Source organism: Amycolatopsis orientalis DSM 43388 (assembly GCF_000411975.1).
Lineage (GTDB): Bacteria > Actinomycetota > Actinomycetes > Mycobacteriales > Pseudonocardiaceae > Amycolatopsis > Amycolatopsis orientalis_D.
In genome coordinates this window covers 156,491-172,131 of sequence record NZ_ASXG01000126.1, presented here as the reverse complement: position 1 = coordinate 172,131, position 15,641 = coordinate 156,491, and the positions used below count along the sequence as shown (strand labels likewise).

The window sequence follows — 15,641 nt, the reverse complement described above, 5'->3', positions numbered from 1 at the left end:
CCCGGTCCGGCGGGGCCCCACTTGAACCTGCTCCGGCCGTAAGGTGAGGCGGAGCCGCTTCGCCCGGGGAGGAATTGTGGCGCATTTCGATGTCCTGATCGTCGGAGCCGGGCTTTCCGGCATCGGCGCGGCCTGCCGGCTGCAGCAGCAGGCGCCGGACCGCACGTACGCGATCCTCGAAGCACGCGACACGATCGGCGGAACCTGGGACCTCTTCCGGTACCCGGGCGTGCGCTCCGACTCGGACATGTTCACGCTCGGCTACCCGTTCCGGCCGTGGCGCAAGGACCAGGCCATCGCGTCCGGCGCCGAGATTCTGGACTACCTCCGCGAGACCGCCGCCGAACACGGGATTTCCCGGCACATCCGGTTCGGGCACCGGGTGGTCCGGGCGTCCTGGTCGTCCGGCTCGGCGCGCTGGACAGTGGAAGCCGCGCGCGACGGCGAGGTCGTCACCCACACCTGCTCTTTCCTGTACCTGTGCAGCGGCTACTACAGCTACGAGAACGGCCACGTCGTCGACTTCCCCGGCCGGGACTCGTTCCGCGGCGAGGTCGTGCACCCGCAGTTCTGGCCGTCCGATCTGGATTTGTCGGGCAAACGAGTCGTCGTGATCGGCAGCGGCGCGACCGCGGTGACCTTGGTGCCGGAACTGGCTGCGACGGCGAAGTCGGTGACCATGCTGCAACGCTCGCCCAGCTACGTCCTGGCCCGCCCGTGGACGGACTCGCTCGCCCGCCGCCTGCGCGGAATCCTGCCCTCGCGGCTCGCGTACCACGTGGTGCGGGCGAAAAACATCCTGGTGACGACGTTGCTGTACCAAGTCTCCCGCCGGCTGCCGCGACGCACGGCGGCGTTCCTGCGGGACGCGGCCGCGAAGCAGTTGCCCGCGTCGATTCCGGTGGATCCGCACTTCTCGCCCCGGTACCAGCCCTGGGACCAGCGGCTCTGCCTGACGCCCGGGGCGGATTTCTTCCAGGCGCTCGGCAGCGGAAAGGCCGGCATCGTCACCGATCGGATCGACCGGTTCACCCCCGAGGGCATCACGCTGGAATCGGGCGCGCACCTGCCCGCGGACGTGATCGTCACCGCGACCGGCCTGCGGGTGCTCGCGTTCGGCGGAATCGAGCTGACCGTGGACGGCGAGGCGGTCGAACCTTCGGAACAGCTGGTGTACAAGGGAATGCTGCTCGGCGGGGTGCCGAACCTGGCGTGGTGCATCGGCTACGTGAACGCCTCCTGGACGCTGCGATCGGATCTCGTTGCCCGCTATGTGTGCCGGGTGCTGAACCACATGTCCCGCAACGGTTTCGACACCTGCGTGCCGCGCCCGCCCGCGATCCCGTCGGCTCGGCGGCGGCCGGTCATGAACCTGACGTCGGGATACCTGACCCGCGCCGCCTCGGCCCTGCCGCGCCAGGGAACCCGCCGCCCGTGGCTGATGCGGCACAACTACCTGCTCGACGCGGCGGACCTGCGCCTGAGCCGAGTGGACGACGGGGTGCTGCGGTTCGGGAGAGCGGAATCGCGGCGCAGCGCTTGACCTTCTGACCTGGCGACGTTCGGCTTCCGTGGCGGCCGCGCGGGGAGCTGTCGAGATTCTCCCGGCTGGCGTGCTCGGACGATCTGGTGCGGACGCGGCGTTGCGCTCTGGGCCTTTCCGGCCCGAGCGGGGCGGTCTCCTGACCTGACGGGAGTCGTTGCCGTCCCGGCAAGGTCGTTCAGGTCTGCCCAGCTGGTCTTCGTGTTCCGGATCAGCAGGGACGGCGGCGGGCCATTTGTGCTTAGACCAGGTTGAGGTCGCCGAGAGGCCGGGTCCGCCCACGCGAACCTGGAATACCACGGGCGGCCGGAGGCCACCTCCGACGCGATCCGCGACGGATGGCTGCGCACCGGCGACCGCGCGCACCGGGACGAGGACGGCTGGTACTACCTCGTCCACCGGTCCAAAGACCTCATCATCCGGGGCGGCTACAACGTGTCCCCGCGGGAGACCGAGGAGGTCCCGTTTCCTCGTGCGCAGTTCCTTTTCGCAGGATTCCGTCGCCCGCCTCGGGCTGTCCGCTTTCCCCGGAATTCGGCATTCCCGGCCGGACCGGAGCCGGGCTTTCTGGCGGTGCGGGTTCAGCGACGGGCGGTCATTGCGCCGTCGCGGCGGCGGCCCAGCGGCTCAAGTCCTCCCTTCGGAGCGCGGCGGCCATCAGATCCGGGAAAAGATCCGGTGTGCAGGCGAACGCGGGCACTCCCAGTTCGCTGAGCGCGGCCGCGTTGTCGTGGTCGTAGAACGGGGCTCCGGAATCGGACAGCGCCAGCAGCGTGACCACCTGCACCCCGGAGCCCACCAGGTCGGCGACTCGGCGCAGCAGATCGTCTCGTACTCCGCCTTCGTAGAGGTCGCTGATCAGCACCAGGAGGGTCTGCTCCGGACGCTCCACGAGTCCTTGGCAGTACGCCAAGGCGCGGTTGATGTCCGTGCCGCCGCCGAGCTGGGTGCCGAAGAGGACGTCGACGGGGTCGTCCAGGTGGTCGGACAAATCCGCTACCGCGGTGTCGAACGCGACGAATTTCGTGCTCAGTGCGCGCATCGAGGCGAGGGCCGCGCCGAAAACGCCGGAGTACACCACGGATTCTGCCATCGAGCCGGACTGGTCGACAGCCAGGATCACGTCCCGCCGGACGCTGTGTTCTCGGCGGCCGAAGCCGGAAAGCTGTTCGGGCACAATGGTTTTCAGTTCGGGGGAGTAGTGTTTCAGGTTCCGCCGGACGGTGCGGTCCCAGTCGATGTCCGCGCCTCGGGGGCGTTGGGTGCGGGCCGCGCGGTCCAGTGCGCCGCGGACCGCGGCCCGGGTGCGTTCGGCCAGTCGTTCTTCCAGTTCGGTGACGACCTTGCGCACGACCGCGCGGGCGGTTTCCTTCGTCTCTTCCGGCAGGACATTGTTGAGGGACAACAGGGTTCCGACCAGGTGGACGTCCGGCTCCACGGCGCTGAGCAGTTCCGGTTCCAGCAGCATCCGGGTGATGCCCAGCCGGTCGACGGCGTCGCGTTGCATGACCTGCACGACCGAGCCGGGGAAGTACTTCCGGATGTCGCCCAGCCAGCGCGCGACCCGCGGTGCGGAGGCTTGCAGGCCGCCGCTTCGGTCGCCGCTGCCGCGCGGGTTCTTGGGGCGTTCGTCGTAGAGGGCGGCCAGCACGTTGTCGACGCCGGCGTCCCCTTCGGACAGTGCGTGGCCGGTGCCGTCGGAATCTCCGCCCAGCACCAGGCGCCAGCGGCGGAGGCGTTCGGGATCGGTGGTCACGGGACGGCTCCCAGGAGGGTGGCGAAGACCGGCAGGGCGGCTGCGGCGCGGATTTCGTCCAGGTCTTCGGCGAGAGCCGGTTCGACCCGGCGAGTGCCGGACAGCGTGGCGGCGCGTTCGCCGATGGCGCGTTTCTCCGGGCCGGCGAAGGCCCCGAAAGTACGGCGCAGCAAGGGAAGCACCTCGGTGAAGACCTCGGGCGGGATCGAGGCCAGCCAGGTGTCGACGACGCGCAGCATGCGTTCGTCGTGGACCAGCAGGAGCGCGCCGCCGGAGAAGAAGCCTTCGACGTAGGCCGCGCCGTCGGTCGGGGCGATTCCGGGGGTGAGCATGCGGCCCAGCCGGAGTTCGACCTCCGCGCTGTCGAGCAGGTCGGCGTCGTGCAGCAGCCGCACGATGCGGCCCGCCAGCAGCGGTGGCAGGGCGTCGCGGGCGGACAGCCGGGCCAGGGCGGTGAACCAGCGGTCGCGAGCGGCGTCGCCGAGGAGGTCGGTGGCTTCGTGGACGTCGTCGACCAGTTCGCAGAACTGTGCGGCGGCCTCCTCGTCGATGCCGTGCACCGCGGGCGGAAGACCAGCGCAGACCCGGGTGAGGATCCGGTCGGCGACCTCCTGCAGCTGTGCGGTGTCGGTGCCGCGGACGTCGCCGTAGCGAGTGGCCCGGGCCAGCGGCGGCAGGGCCGTCATGAGGTGCGCGACGTCCGCGTCAGCAGCGGCACGGGTGTCCAGGGCGCTGAGCGTTTCCGGCAGGGCGTCGCCCAAGTCGGCGAGGAGGCAGCGTTCCACCGCGGCGGTGATGTCGGCAAGCGGGGGAGACTCGGCGACGGTTTCGCGCACTACCGCGGTGGCGGCCGCGGGCACAGTGGTTCCGTGTACCGCGGCCGCGACCAGGTCGACCTCGAAACCGGGTTCCCAGCACAGGGTCCAGGTCTCGCGGAAGGTGCCTTTGTTCCGCACCGAAGACAGTTCCGGCTCGCCCCAGGGGATGCCGAGGATCTGCAGGCGGTGCAGCAGCCGCGAGCGGTCCAGGCCGCTGGCGGTGCGCAGGTCCAGATCCAGTTCGCGCGCTTGGGGTTCGCGTTTGAGCCGGAGCCGTCGCGCGGTGGCGACCAGGTCGGCGGCCAGCGGAGCCTGCGGGACGCGGTCGGGGACTTCGCCGAGCAGTTCGCCGACGACCAAGCGCCGGGTGACCAGGTCGGCCTGGACGTCGTCGCCTCCGCACAGCACCGCGCGAGTGGCGGCGTCGACCTCGGCCAGCCCGGCGGACGACCGGCCGCGCAGGGCGGCCAACGTGTCGGCCAGCCGCACCGCTTCGATCACGTGCGCGGTCGAGACCGGCAGGTCTTCCTCGCGCAGCACTCCGGCGACCGCGGTGAGCCACCGGGTGGTGACGTCTCCGGAGGTGCTGAAGAGGTGGTGGTACCAGCCGGGGGAGCGGACGCCCGCGCCGTAGCCGGTGGCCGACGCGAGCCTGCCGTGCGTCCACGGCACCCACGTGCACACGACCTTTCGCTTCGGAAGTCCTTTGAGGACAGACTGGTCCCTGGACGCGGGCGGCAGCGGATCGGCCAGCGCGGGCACGTGCCAGGCCCCGCACACCACGGCGATCCGCTCGTAGCCTTCTTTCCGCGTCTTGCGCAGCACGTTCCGCATGTACGCCTCGCGCCGCTGCTCGTGCGGATCGTCCGGCCGGTCGCCCTCGCGCAGCGCGGTCATCGCCTCGGCGATCACCTCGAACGGCGATTCCTCGCCCCGGCGGGATTCGACGAAGTCGTCCCACCAGCGTTCCGGATCGTCGTACCCGCCCGCGGCGGCGAGTTCGGCGAGCGGGTCGGTGCGGGGCGCGGTCCGCTCCTCGCCGAGCGCGAACTGGTGCGCAGCCGGGAGATCGCAGAACTTCACCGGAACGCCGGCCGCGGCGGCGTACCGCAACGCCTGCCACTCCGGGCTGAACACCGCGAACGGCCAGAACGCGGCGCGCGACACGTCGTCGGACGCGTACGCCAGCAGCGCCACCGGCGGCCGCATGTCGTCGTCCGCGGCGAGGTCGACGAGCTGGTCCGCCTCCGGCGGTCCCTCGATCAGCACCACGTCCGGTTCCAGCTCGGCGAGCCGGGCGGCGACCGCCCGCGCCGAACCGGGACCGTGGTGCCGGATCCCGAGGAGATGAGTGGTCATCCGGCGATCTCCTGGCCCGCCCGGTAGAAGTCGGCCCAGCCTTCCCGCTCGCGCACCACGGTCTCCAGGTACTCGCTCCAGATCGCGCTGTCGGCCACCGGATCCTTCACGACCGCACCGTGAATCCCGGCCGCGACGTCCTGCGCGCGCAGCACCCCGTCGCCGAAGTGCGCGGCCAGCGCCAGACCGCCGGTGAGCACGCTGATCGCTTCCGCCGTGGACAGCGTCCCCGACGGGGTCTTCACCGCGGTACGGCCGTCTTCGGTGCGCCCGGCCCGCAGCTCGCGGAAAACCGTGACCACGCGGCGGATTTCCGCGAGATCCGCGGCTTCGGCGGGCAGCGAAAGCGCGGCCCCCAGCTGGCTGACCCGCCGCCGGACGATGTCCACCTCGGCTTCGGCGGTGTCCGGCAGCGGGAGGACGACGGTGTTGAACCGCCGCCGCAGCGCGCTCGACAGCTCGTTGACGCCCTTGTCCCGGTTGTTCGCCGTGGCCACGAGCGTGAACCCGGGCCGCGCTTGGACCTCGGTGCCCAGTTCCGGGATCGGCAGCGTCTTCTCGGACAGGATGGTGATCAGCGAGTCCTGCACGTCGGCCGGGACGCGGGTGAGCTCCTCGAGCCGGGCGACCTTGCCGTCGCGCATCGCGCGCAGGATCGGGCTTTCGACCAGCGCCTGGTCGCTCGGCCCCTCGGCGATGAGCCGCGCGTAGTTCCAGCCGTAGCGGATCTGTTCCTCGGCGGTGCCCGCGGTGCCTTGGACGAGCAGCGTGGAATCCCCGCTGATGGCCGCCGCCAGATGCTCGGACACCCAGGTCTTCGCGGTGCCCGGGACGCCGAGCAGCAGCAGCGCGCGGTCGGTGGCGAGCGTGGCGACCGCGACCTCGATCAGCCGCCGCGGCCCGACGTACTTCGGGCTGATCTCGGTGCCGTCGTCGAGTTGCCCGCCGAGCAGATAGGTGACCACCGCCCACGGCGAAAGCCGCCACGACGGCGGTTTCGCCCGGTCGTCGGCCGCGGCGAGAGCGGCCAGTTCGCCGGCGTATTCCTGTTCGGCGTGCGGCCGGAGGACGGGGGACGTCATGCGAGCTCCTTGTGCATTTCACGGCGGAAGGACAGGGTTTCGGCGACCGCGCGCCGCCACGGGGCGGCTTCGCCGGGAAGCGGGATTTCGGCCAGCGGGTGCCCGAGACAGGGGACGGGCACGGCCTTCGCGATCAGCGCGGCCGCGTGCGCGACCAGCCGGTGGTCGCGCTGCCCGGCGACCCAGTCGAGCAGCACCGTGCCGAGCGCGGCGGGCCACGGCTGCGGCAGGTCGAGGATCAGCCGGGTGAGGGCTTCGACCGGCAGCCCGCGAGTCAGCTTCGCGACGGTGGCGGCCTGGTGGTCCGGCGACAGCACGCCGATGAGCGCGGCGGTGCTGCGTCCGCCCGGCTCGGCTTCCACGAGGGCCTGCGCCCAGTGCTCGTTGCGCTGCCGAAGCGCGGCGACGGCCCAGCTTTCGCGCACCGCGTTCAACGGCGGGCCCTCGACGAGCATCCCGGCCAGTTCGCCCGGAGTGCCGTACTCGGCCCAGAACCGCAGGGGAGTGGCGGCGATGAGCGCGCGCAGGAGCGCGGTGCCGTGCCCGGGACCGGCGGGGACGCGGATGCCGTCGCGGGGCAAGCTGTCGTCCGGCTCCGGCGGAGTGAAGACCAGGACGTCGGCGCGCAGCGCGCGGCTGCGCACCGTGACGCAGGAACGCAGCCGTTCGATCATCCGCGCGCCGGACGCCGACTCGGGGTACCGGCCGATCAGCCGCAGCGCGATTTCGCGCACGCCGGCCGCCCGGTCGCCGAGCGCGGCTTCGACGAACGGCTCGTCCTCGTCGGTGAGGTGTTCGCCCAGCAACGACAGGAACGTCGCCCGGACGTCGGCGGGTTCGCTGCCCCAGGCCGCGGCGAGCGCCTCCCGCGCACGAGCAGGGTCGGCCACGAGCACGCGTTCCAGCCAGGCCTGCCGGCGCGCGGCGGTGCCGAACTGCCAGGCGTCGTCGCTGGTGTCGTCGTCGGCGGCGACGAGGAACGCCCAATCCGGGTTCCGCTCGCCGAGCCACGCCCCGGCCGGGCCCGCGACCGTGGCGAGCGGCTCGCGCAGCGACACCCGTGTCCGCGCCGCGTCGGCGAGCGCGGGGAGCCGCTCGGCCGGAACGCGGAAACCCTTGTCCGCCACCGCGGCGAGCCATTCCTCGACCAGTTCCGGCCGGTTGGCCGAAAGCAGGTGCACGAGCCGCGCCCGCGCCCCGGCCGGGAGCAACGGGCGGGTGTCCGCCGCCGCGGCCGGTTCGGGTTCGAGGCCGGCGAGCGGTCGCTGCCCGGCGCGCCGGTAGCCGGTGTACGCCGCCGCGGCGACGAGCGCTTGGTCGGCGGGTTCGGTGCGCTGGTGCGCGATTTCCCTTACCCCGGGCGGTAATCCCGCGGGGTCGAGGGTCCGGCGCCGGGTGCCGAGCAGGACGGTGCTGACGAGGTCGTTCCAAGCCGTCACAGCCGCACCATCCCATCGCGATGCCAGCAGCTCAACGGACGCAGTCCCGCCGTCGTCCACTCGGCGGCCACCGTGACCGGCCGCTCGGCCGCGAGCGCCAGCAGCGGCCACGGATCCGCCGAGGACACCAGCGGCAGCGCCGCACCGTCCACATCGGACACTGCCCAGCCTTCGCCGTGCCGCGCCGGGCGAAGCTCGCTCAGCAACACCGGCCACCGGTCCAGCCAAGGATCGGCCGCGAGCGCCGCGGCATGGTCGGCGAGCGCCGAAGCGATACTCCCGCCGACGGGTGCCGATCCCGCTGGCACGGCTTCCTCGCGATGGTCGAACACCGCCCGCAACGGCACCGCGCCCGGATGGAACACCAGCTCTCCCGCGACGACGAACCCCGGCGGCAGCGAACTGTCGAGCGGACGTCCGGGCGGAGCGAACGACAGCACCAGCGCGTCCCGTCCGCTGCGTTTGCCCCGCAGCCAGGTGCGCCTGCTGCGCAGCGAGTCCTGTTCCTCGTCGACCGCGCCGGTGACCAGCCATTGGTCCGGCACCCGCTCGCCGGACTCCAGCACCTGCGCGTTGCTCACCGAGAACCCGAGCCGCGTCCGGACGGTGCCGGCGAGCCCGGCAGGCAGCTGCTCCAGCCGGCTCGCCGCCTCCGCGAGCACGTAGACCAGCGACAGCTCGGCCAGCAGCCGATCCGGCCAGTCCCGGCCCCGGCCCACCAGAGCCGCCGCCCGGCGCAGGCCGTTCGCCAGCCCGGGAGCCTGCGCGTCGACCATCCGCGAGGCCACCGCGTACAGCTCGTCGGCACCGCCGCGCTCGAACGTCGCGAACCCGGCCGACACCCGGTCGGCAAGCCATCCGCGCAACTCAGCGGCCCCGGCGGTGACACGCGCGAGCCGTTCCCGCGCCCGCTTGGCCGCCGCTTCGAGATCCTTCGGCGCGTCCGTCTTCTTCTCGGCGCGCTCCGCTCGCGCGGCCCGTTCTTCGAGCCACGTGTGCACCCATCCGGGCTCCTCCTCGCGGGGGAGCTGCCCCTCCGCCCAGCGCAGCAACAGCCCCAGCGCGTGCTTGCAGGGGAACTTCCGGCTCGGGCAGGTGCACCGGAAGGCGGGCCCGGCCGTTTCCACCGCCGTCTGGTACGGCCGCTTCCCGCTGCCTTGGCACGCGCCCCAGACCGCGCGGCCCGACGCGCCCGCGCCCGACCACTTCGCCGGCGCCGCCTGGCCGCGCCCGGCTTTCGCCGACGCGGCGTCCGGCGCGAGCTCGAGCACCCGCTCCGGGCTCCACCGCGCCGCTGCTTCGTCCCCCACGTTCGCCTTGCCGCTCTTCCAGTTCCGTCCCCTCCGGGGCTGACTCGAAGAGCATCCCACCCGCCCCCGACAATTTCCGCGACGAGGCGGAACGGCGCGCTGCTTTCCGCGCTGCGCCGACCCTGCCGCGCTGATCGCGACGTGTCTTCGGCGGGAACGGAATCAGGAGGCTTCGACCGCTCCGCGCCAGCGGACCGTCGGACGCAGCCGCTCGTCGTTGACCCGGTGCTTGTTCGCGCCGACGATGTCGAACATCGACTCGATCAGCGTGTCCGACAGCAGATGCGGCTCCAGGCCCAGCCCGACCAGCCCGGTGTGCTTGACGTTGTAGTAGTGCTCCGGCTGCTCGACCCGCGGATTGTCCAGGTTCTCGATCTGCACCGGCCCGGGGAAGCGGTCGGCGACGAGTTCGGCGATCTCCCGCACCGACATGCTCTCGGTCATCTGGTTGAACACCCGGAACTCGCCGCGTCCGGCCGGATTCTCGACCGCCAGCCGGATGCACTCGACGGTGTCGCGGATGTCGATCAGGCCGCGCGTCTGCCCGCCCTTGCCGTACACCGTGAGCGGCTGGCCCAGCACGGCCTGGATGACGAACCGGTTGAGCACCGTGCCGAACACCGCGTCGTAGTCGAACCGCGTGGCCAGCCGCGGGTCGAGCGCGGTCTGCGGCGTCTGCTGGCCGTACACGACGCCCTGGTTGAGGTCGGTCGCGCGCAGGTCCCAGATCCGGCAGGCGAACTCGATGTTGTGCGAGTCGTGCACCTTCGACAGGTGGTAGAACGAGCCCGGCTTCTTCGGGTACAGCATCCGGTCGCGGCGGCCGTTGTGCTCGACCTCGAGCCAGCCTTCCTCGATGTCGATGTTCGGGGTGCCGTACTCGCCCATCGTGCCCAGTTTGACCAGGTGGATGTCCGGGTCGATCTCGGCGATCGCGTACAGCAGGTTGAGGTTGCCGACGACGTTGTTGTGCTGCGTGTAGACCGCGTGCTCGCGGTCGATCATCGAGTACGGCGCGGACCGCTGCTCGGCGAAGTGCACGATCGCCGACGGCCGGAACTCGCGCACCGCGCCGAAGAGGAAGTCCGCGTCGAGCAGGTCGCCCTCGTAGCGTTCGATGCGCTTGCCGGACACCGCCTGCCACGCGTCGACGCGGGTGCTCAGGTCTTCGATCGGGACGAGGCTCTCGGCGCCGAGCTCGACGTCGTACTGGCGGCGCGCGAAATTGTCCAGAACCGCCACTTCGTGGCCTTTGTCCGACAAGTGGAGCGCAGTGGGCCACCCTAGATAACCGTCACCGCCGAGTACCAGCACTCGCATCCGAGCACCCTTTCCTTTCGTTTTCGCGACAGGCACGGCCTTTCGTTCTACACGACGCCCGGTGTCGCGGGGGCGAATCCGAACCTAATCGCCCGCCGCTGATGTTCGGCTGGCAGTCAGCTGTGAATCCGCTGTGGGCCGGGGGGTCGCGCGGCGGAGCCGGCGGCCCGAGGGGAGACTGGGGACATGACGACGGTAACCAACCCGGCGAACCCCCGCACGACGGAAGAATCGCCCAAGCCGCGCCGCCGCGGCCTGGTCCGGTTCGCCCGCGCGGCCGCCAGTTCGGTCGCCGCCACGCTGCTCAGCCAGGCCACGCTGATCGCCGTGCTCTCCGCGGACGGGGCCCCGTGGCTGGCCAGCGCCTGCGCGTTCGCGGCCGGCGCGGTGCTGAACTTCTTCCTGACCCGGCGCTGGGTGTGGGGCCGCCGCGGCCGTCCGGAAGTGGGGCGCGAGCTGCTGCCCTACGTCCTCGTCATCTCGCTCGGCGGCCTCGCCTCGGTCGGCCTGACCACGCTCACCGGGCACCTGCTCGCGCCGCTGCGCCTGCCGCACTTCTGGTGGGTCGCGCTGCTCGACGCGGCGTACGTGCTCAGCTACGCGCTGGTGTTCGTCGCGAAGTTCACGATGCTCGACCGGTTCGTTTTCGGCCGCGACGCAGCACGTACCCCCGCCACCACGTCCCTGTCATGACCCGCGCGTAGTTCGCGCCGTACACCACGCTGCCGCCCTTTTTGCTCTTGCCCGCCTTGCGCAGCCGCATGCTCATCGGCCGTTCGAGCACGCGCGCGCCCAGCGCGGTCGCGCCTAGCAGCAGTTCCGATGACTGGTACTGCGGTTCGTTCAGCGGGATCGCGCACGCGAGTTCCGCGCGCAGCGAACGGAATCCGAACGATGTGTCGGTGATCCGCCGCCAGGTGAGCGCCGACGCGAGCCACGCGAACACGCGCACGCCGACCCAGCGCATCCGGCTGTCGGCTTCTTCATGGCCCAGCCGCCGGGAGCCGGTTACGAAATCGGCCGTGTCATCCAGCAGCGGCGCGACGAGTTCGGCCATTTCGCTGTTGTCGTACTGACCGTCGCCATCCGTGGTGACGATGTACTTCGCGCCGTTCTCGGCAGCGAGGTGATACCCGAGGCGCAGCGCGGCGCCCTGGCCGCGGTTAGTCGGCGCGACGCACACGTACGCGCCATGGTCTTCCGCGATGGCCGCAGTGTTGTCCGTACCGCCGTCGACGACCACCAGGACGTCTACTGGCAGCCCGAGGCATTCGTCCGGCATCTTCTCCAGCACCTGGCCGATACCGCCGGCTTCGTTGTACGCCGCGATCACCACAGTCAGCTCGGACAGCTTCGCGCCGGGATGCCGGTCGTGGAAGTCCGCGATCGCGCCTTCGTCGACAGCGTCCGGATAACTGCCGAGGCGACGACGGCTCGCCACGGTGAGCGTGGTGAACCCGAGCGCTCCGGCGACCGGCAGCAGCACGAGCGCGGGAAGCTGGTAGCGCCAGGAAAACTCGAACACCGCGGACCCGAACAGCAGGAACAACCCGGTGCCGGCCGCGAACAACGCGCCGCTGCGCGCCGGATGCCGGGGTTTCTTGCGCCGCAGCACGGTCAGCAGGCCGAGCAGCGCGAAGAACCCGAGCACCGCGCCCGGCACGAACCCGCCGTTGAGCTGGTAGTCGCGCAGGAACGTCGCGATCGGCTCATTGACCTTCGGATCCGTGCCGTCGTACTGCTGCGTGACGGTCTTGACCACGGCGGGATCGGCGAACTCCGGATAGGTCTGCTGGAACTGCCACCGGTCGATCGGGACGTCGGTGGGCGCGGTGTAGCGGGTGAACTGGAAGCTCTTGCCGAAGTCGCCGAGGATCGCCGTCGCGACGTCCCGCCACTGCGCCTTCAGCGCGGTCATGGCGAATTCGTGCGCCAGCGCGCCCTTGTCCGCGCCGGGCGGCAGCGGCCCGGGCCACGCCGGGTCGAGATCGGCGTGCGTGTAGTTGTCGACCAGCCGGTTCTCGACCGGTTCGGTGGGGCAGAACTGCCGCACGACCGGGTCGAGCTGGAGTTTCGCGCAGTCCGTGACCGCGGCGGTGCGGCCATAGAGCATGCTGCCCGACGGCCCGCTCAGCCCCCATTTTCCGGTCTCCGCCTTGACTTGAGCCGCGTACGGCACCACCACGACAAGGATTCCGAGCAGCCCGATCCCGGCGTCGCGCCATCCGCGCCACGAACGCCACGCGCTGCCCGCGGCGAGCACGTACAGCAGGAACGGCGCGGCGATCGCGACGCCGATCAGCCGCACCAGCACGCCGAACCCGACCACGAGCCCGGCCAGCGCGATCCGCCGCCAGTTCGGTTTGCCCTTGGCCAGCAGCAGCCACAGCAGCCCGAACAGCAGCGCCTCGAACAGCACCTCAGCCATGATGTTCTGCTCGATCTGCACCTGGTAGGCGTCGAGCAGCAGCGGCGCGGCGGCCAGCGCGCCCACCCAGTTGCGCGCGCCGAGCCGCCGGGCGAGCGCGTAGATGCCGACCGCGATCGCCAGCCCGGCCAGATGCTGCAGCGCGGCGACGAATGACAGTCCGCCGACCGCGAGCAGCGGCCGCAGCAGCAGGTCGTACCCGACCGGGTTGATCCCGTCGGCGCGCAGCGGCCCCAGATTGTCCAGGTACCGGAAGGAATCGATGTACAGCAGCGCGGGCCGGTAGGCGATCCAGGCCAGCACCCGCAGCGTGGTTCCCGCGGCGAGGAGCGCCAGCAGGAACGCGTGGCGGCGGAGGAATCCGGTCACGGCGCCTCGGCCCGGTCCAGTCCGGAGAAGTACTTCCAGGCCGTGGCGAGGCCGTCGGCGAGGGGGATTTCCGGGCGGTAGCCGATGGTTTCCGCGCTCGCCGAGACGTCCACGACCACCGCGGGCATCTCGCCGGCCGGCGCGGGCACGTGCTCCACCGGCAGCTCGGCCCCGGTCACCGCGCGCACGGTCTCGACCATTTCCAGCACTGACACCGAATGTCCGGCGCCGACGATCGCGCGGCCGGTGTACCCGCTCTCGTACGCGAGCGCGATCGCGCGTACGACGTCGTCTACGTGCACGAGGTCGCGACGTTGCTCGCCGGTGCCGTACACCCGCACGCCTTCATTGTTCAACGCCGCACGCATCATCCGCGGGACGAAGCTGTCCTTGTGCGACATGCCTGGCCCGTACACGTTGGTGAAGCGCAACGCGCACGTCGTGATGCCGTACGCGCCCGCGTAGCCGGACAGCAGCATCTCGCAAGCCGCTTTCGTGGCACCGTAGGGCGTCAGCGGCTTCGTCGGCAGGTCGACCGTGATGGTGTTAGTGCCGACATCGCCGATCACTGCGTTCGTGGAAGCGAGAATGAAGCGCGGCACCTCGCGTACGCGGCACAGTTCGAGAAGTTCTTGTGTGACAGCGACGTTCTCCGCGTACGTGTCGCGCGGCAGCTCCACTGACTTCAGCACGGACGTCAGCGCGGCGAGGTGCACGATCCCGCCGACGCCTGCCTCGACAGCCGCTTCGCGTGTTTCGGCGTCGCGCAGATCTCCGACGACGACGCGCACTCCCTCGTCCGTCGTCTCGTAGCGCACGCGGTCCACGACAGTGACCGGATAGCCGCGCTCGCGGAACTCGCGCACGACAGCGCGGCCGATGAAGCCGCTGCCGCCGGTGACGACGACGGGTGTCCTTTCGGGACTGTGGGGGAGTGTCATGGCGCACAACCTACCTCCGCAGCCTGTGCGCCACTTGTGCGTCCCTCGCGCGGGCGAGCGCGGGACCGCGTGCGGGCACCCCCAGCGACCGCACGCGGATCCCGGTGTTTAGTTTTCTAAACGATGCGCGCGCTGAGTGTATCCGGAACGGGACGGCTGGTGTCAAGTTTTCAGGACAGTTATGCTGAAGCCTGTTACGCAGACGGAACGGTGGTGGGGGCGGCATGGCCGAGCAGGAACCGGAGCGCAGCTTCGCGGAACGGCTGGCGCACCTGATCGCGACCGTGCACCCGCCGGACCGCAAGCCCTACTCCTACCGCGAGATCGCCCAGGGCGTCGCGGACGTCACCGGCGTCCGCATGTCGGCCACGCACGTCCAGCAGCTGGCCGTGGGCGCGCGGCGGGACCCGAAGCGGTCGCACATCCAGGCGCTCGCCCGGTTCTTCGGCGTGCCGGTCACCTACTTCTTCGACGACGAGGTCGCCGACCGGGTCGACGAGCAGGTCGCCGACGTGGTCGCCTGGCGCGACACCCAGGCCCGCGAGCTGGCGCAGCGGGCGATGCGGCTGTCCGAGCGCGACCGGCGGACCGTATCCGCCCTGATGGACCAGCTCGGCAGCTACGCCGAGGGACGAGAGCGCACCCGGCGCGGACGCAAGCCCGAGTGACCCGGGCGGCTATGCTGGCGGCAGCCGGAACGCCGGGGACCCCCTGGTGCACCAGGCTGGTCCAGCCGCCGAGCGCCTCGGGAGGGGAGATCGACCCGACCGTGCGAGCGCGCGCCCGCGACCGGGTGCGCGACCTGCTGGCACACGTGCCCGCCCCGCGGCCGTGGTCGATGAACGCGTGGATCGACCGGCTGGAACGGCACCGGGGCCGGGACATCGACCTGGTCGCGGTCGACTACGCGCCCGGCCAGCCCTCCGGCGCGTGGCAGCGGCACGACGACTTCGACCTGATCGCGTACGCGGCGGGCACGTCGTCGCTGCACCAGGACCACATCATCGCCCACGAGATCGCCCATCTGCTGTGCGAGCATCGCGGCGAGTGCGTGCTCACCGACGCCGAAGCGGCGACGCTCGCGCCGGACCTCAGCGCGCACCTGCTGTCGCATCTGCTCACCCGCGTCACCACGAATTCCGACGAGTACGAAGCGGAGCTCATCGCCGTGTTCCTGATGAGCGCCGCGACCGAGGACGGCGCCCAGGTGCGGCCCGGCGCTTCCGGCCGGGCAGCGGATCGCGCGCGGCGCTTCGCGTCGCTGCTCGGGTAGGGC

At 71.3% G+C, this 15,641-nt stretch carries 12 protein-coding genes; 4 read left to right on the top strand and 8 right to left on the bottom strand.

The features are described from left to right. Positions 1 to 73 precede the first annotated feature (73 nt). Positions 74 to 1,543 (top strand): flavin-containing monooxygenase, encoded by a 1,470-nt coding sequence (locus L942_RS26235; protein WP_106965036.1) that lies wholly within the window; start codon positions 74 to 76, stop codon positions 1,541 to 1,543. Positions 1,544 to 2,138: 595 nt separating this feature from the next. On the opposite strand, the gene L942_RS26230 is transcribed toward L942_RS26235, so the two are convergent. From L942_RS26230 to L942_RS26205, 6 genes are all read right to left on the bottom strand, one after another. Beyond that, on the bottom strand, positions 2,139 to 3,299 hold the full coding sequence (locus tag L942_RS26230; RefSeq protein ID WP_037365341.1) for a VWA domain-containing protein: 1,161 nt from the start codon (positions 3,297 to 3,299) through the stop codon (positions 2,139 to 2,141). After that, complete coding sequence (locus L942_RS26225; protein ID WP_037365339.1) at positions 3,296 to 5,476, bottom strand: DUF5682 family protein; 2,181 nt, start codon at positions 5,474 to 5,476, stop codon at positions 3,296 to 3,298. The genes L942_RS26230 and L942_RS26225 overlap by 4 nt, the downstream gene beginning before the upstream one ends. Then, positions 5,473 to 6,558: an ATP-binding protein gene (locus L942_RS26220; protein WP_037365337.1), complete on the bottom strand. Its 1,086-nt coding sequence runs from the start codon at positions 6,556 to 6,558 to the stop codon at positions 5,473 to 5,475. The genes L942_RS26225 and L942_RS26220 overlap by 4 nt, the downstream gene beginning before the upstream one ends. Continuing rightward, positions 6,555 to 7,997: a DUF5691 domain-containing protein gene (locus L942_RS26215; RefSeq protein WP_037365335.1), complete on the bottom strand. Its 1,443-nt coding sequence runs from the start codon at positions 7,995 to 7,997 to the stop codon at positions 6,555 to 6,557. The genes L942_RS26220 and L942_RS26215 overlap by 4 nt, the downstream gene beginning before the upstream one ends. Then, positions 7,994 to 9,307 carry an SWIM zinc finger family protein gene (locus L942_RS26210; protein WP_037365329.1) on the bottom strand — a complete coding sequence of 438 codons (1,314 nt, stop codon included), beginning with the start codon at positions 9,305 to 9,307 and terminating at the stop codon, positions 7,994 to 7,996. Before L942_RS26210 ends, L942_RS26215 begins: the two co-directional genes overlap by 4 nt. 162 nt (positions 9,308 to 9,469) lie before the next feature. After that, positions 9,470 to 10,627, bottom strand: coding sequence for an NAD-dependent epimerase/dehydratase family protein (locus tag L942_RS26205; protein WP_037365327.1), 1,158 nt, complete (start codon positions 10,625 to 10,627; stop codon positions 9,470 to 9,472). A gap of 186 nt (positions 10,628 to 10,813) precedes the next feature. Here L942_RS26205 and L942_RS26200 point away from each other — a divergent pair, with 186 nt between their 5' ends. Further along, positions 10,814 to 11,320, top strand: a complete 507-nt coding sequence (locus L942_RS26200) for a GtrA family protein (RefSeq protein WP_037365325.1) — start codon at positions 10,814 to 10,816, stop codon at positions 11,318 to 11,320. Here the strand turns inward: L942_RS26200 and L942_RS26195 are convergent. Next, entirely contained in the window at positions 11,250 to 13,424 is a 2,175-nt protein-coding gene (locus L942_RS26195) for a glycosyltransferase family 2 protein (protein WP_037365324.1), read from the bottom strand. The genes L942_RS26200 and L942_RS26195 overlap by 71 nt on opposite strands. Beyond that, on the bottom strand, positions 13,421 to 14,365 hold the full coding sequence (locus L942_RS26190; protein ID WP_037365323.1) for an NAD-dependent epimerase/dehydratase family protein: 945 nt from the start codon (positions 14,363 to 14,365) through the stop codon (positions 13,421 to 13,423). Before L942_RS26190 ends, L942_RS26195 begins: the two co-directional genes overlap by 4 nt. Before the next feature lie 224 nt (positions 14,366 to 14,589). On the opposite strand from L942_RS26190, the gene L942_RS26185 reads away from it, so the two are divergent. Further along, positions 14,590 to 15,033, top strand: a complete 444-nt coding sequence (locus L942_RS26185) for a hypothetical protein (protein WP_037365322.1) — start codon at positions 14,590 to 14,592, stop codon at positions 15,031 to 15,033. Between the two features lie 101 nt (positions 15,034 to 15,134). Then, positions 15,135 to 15,638 carry a hypothetical protein gene (locus L942_RS26180; protein WP_235079405.1) on the top strand — a complete coding sequence of 168 codons (504 nt, stop codon included), beginning with the start codon at positions 15,135 to 15,137 and terminating at the stop codon, positions 15,636 to 15,638. Positions 15,639 to 15,641: the final 3 nt, after the last annotated feature.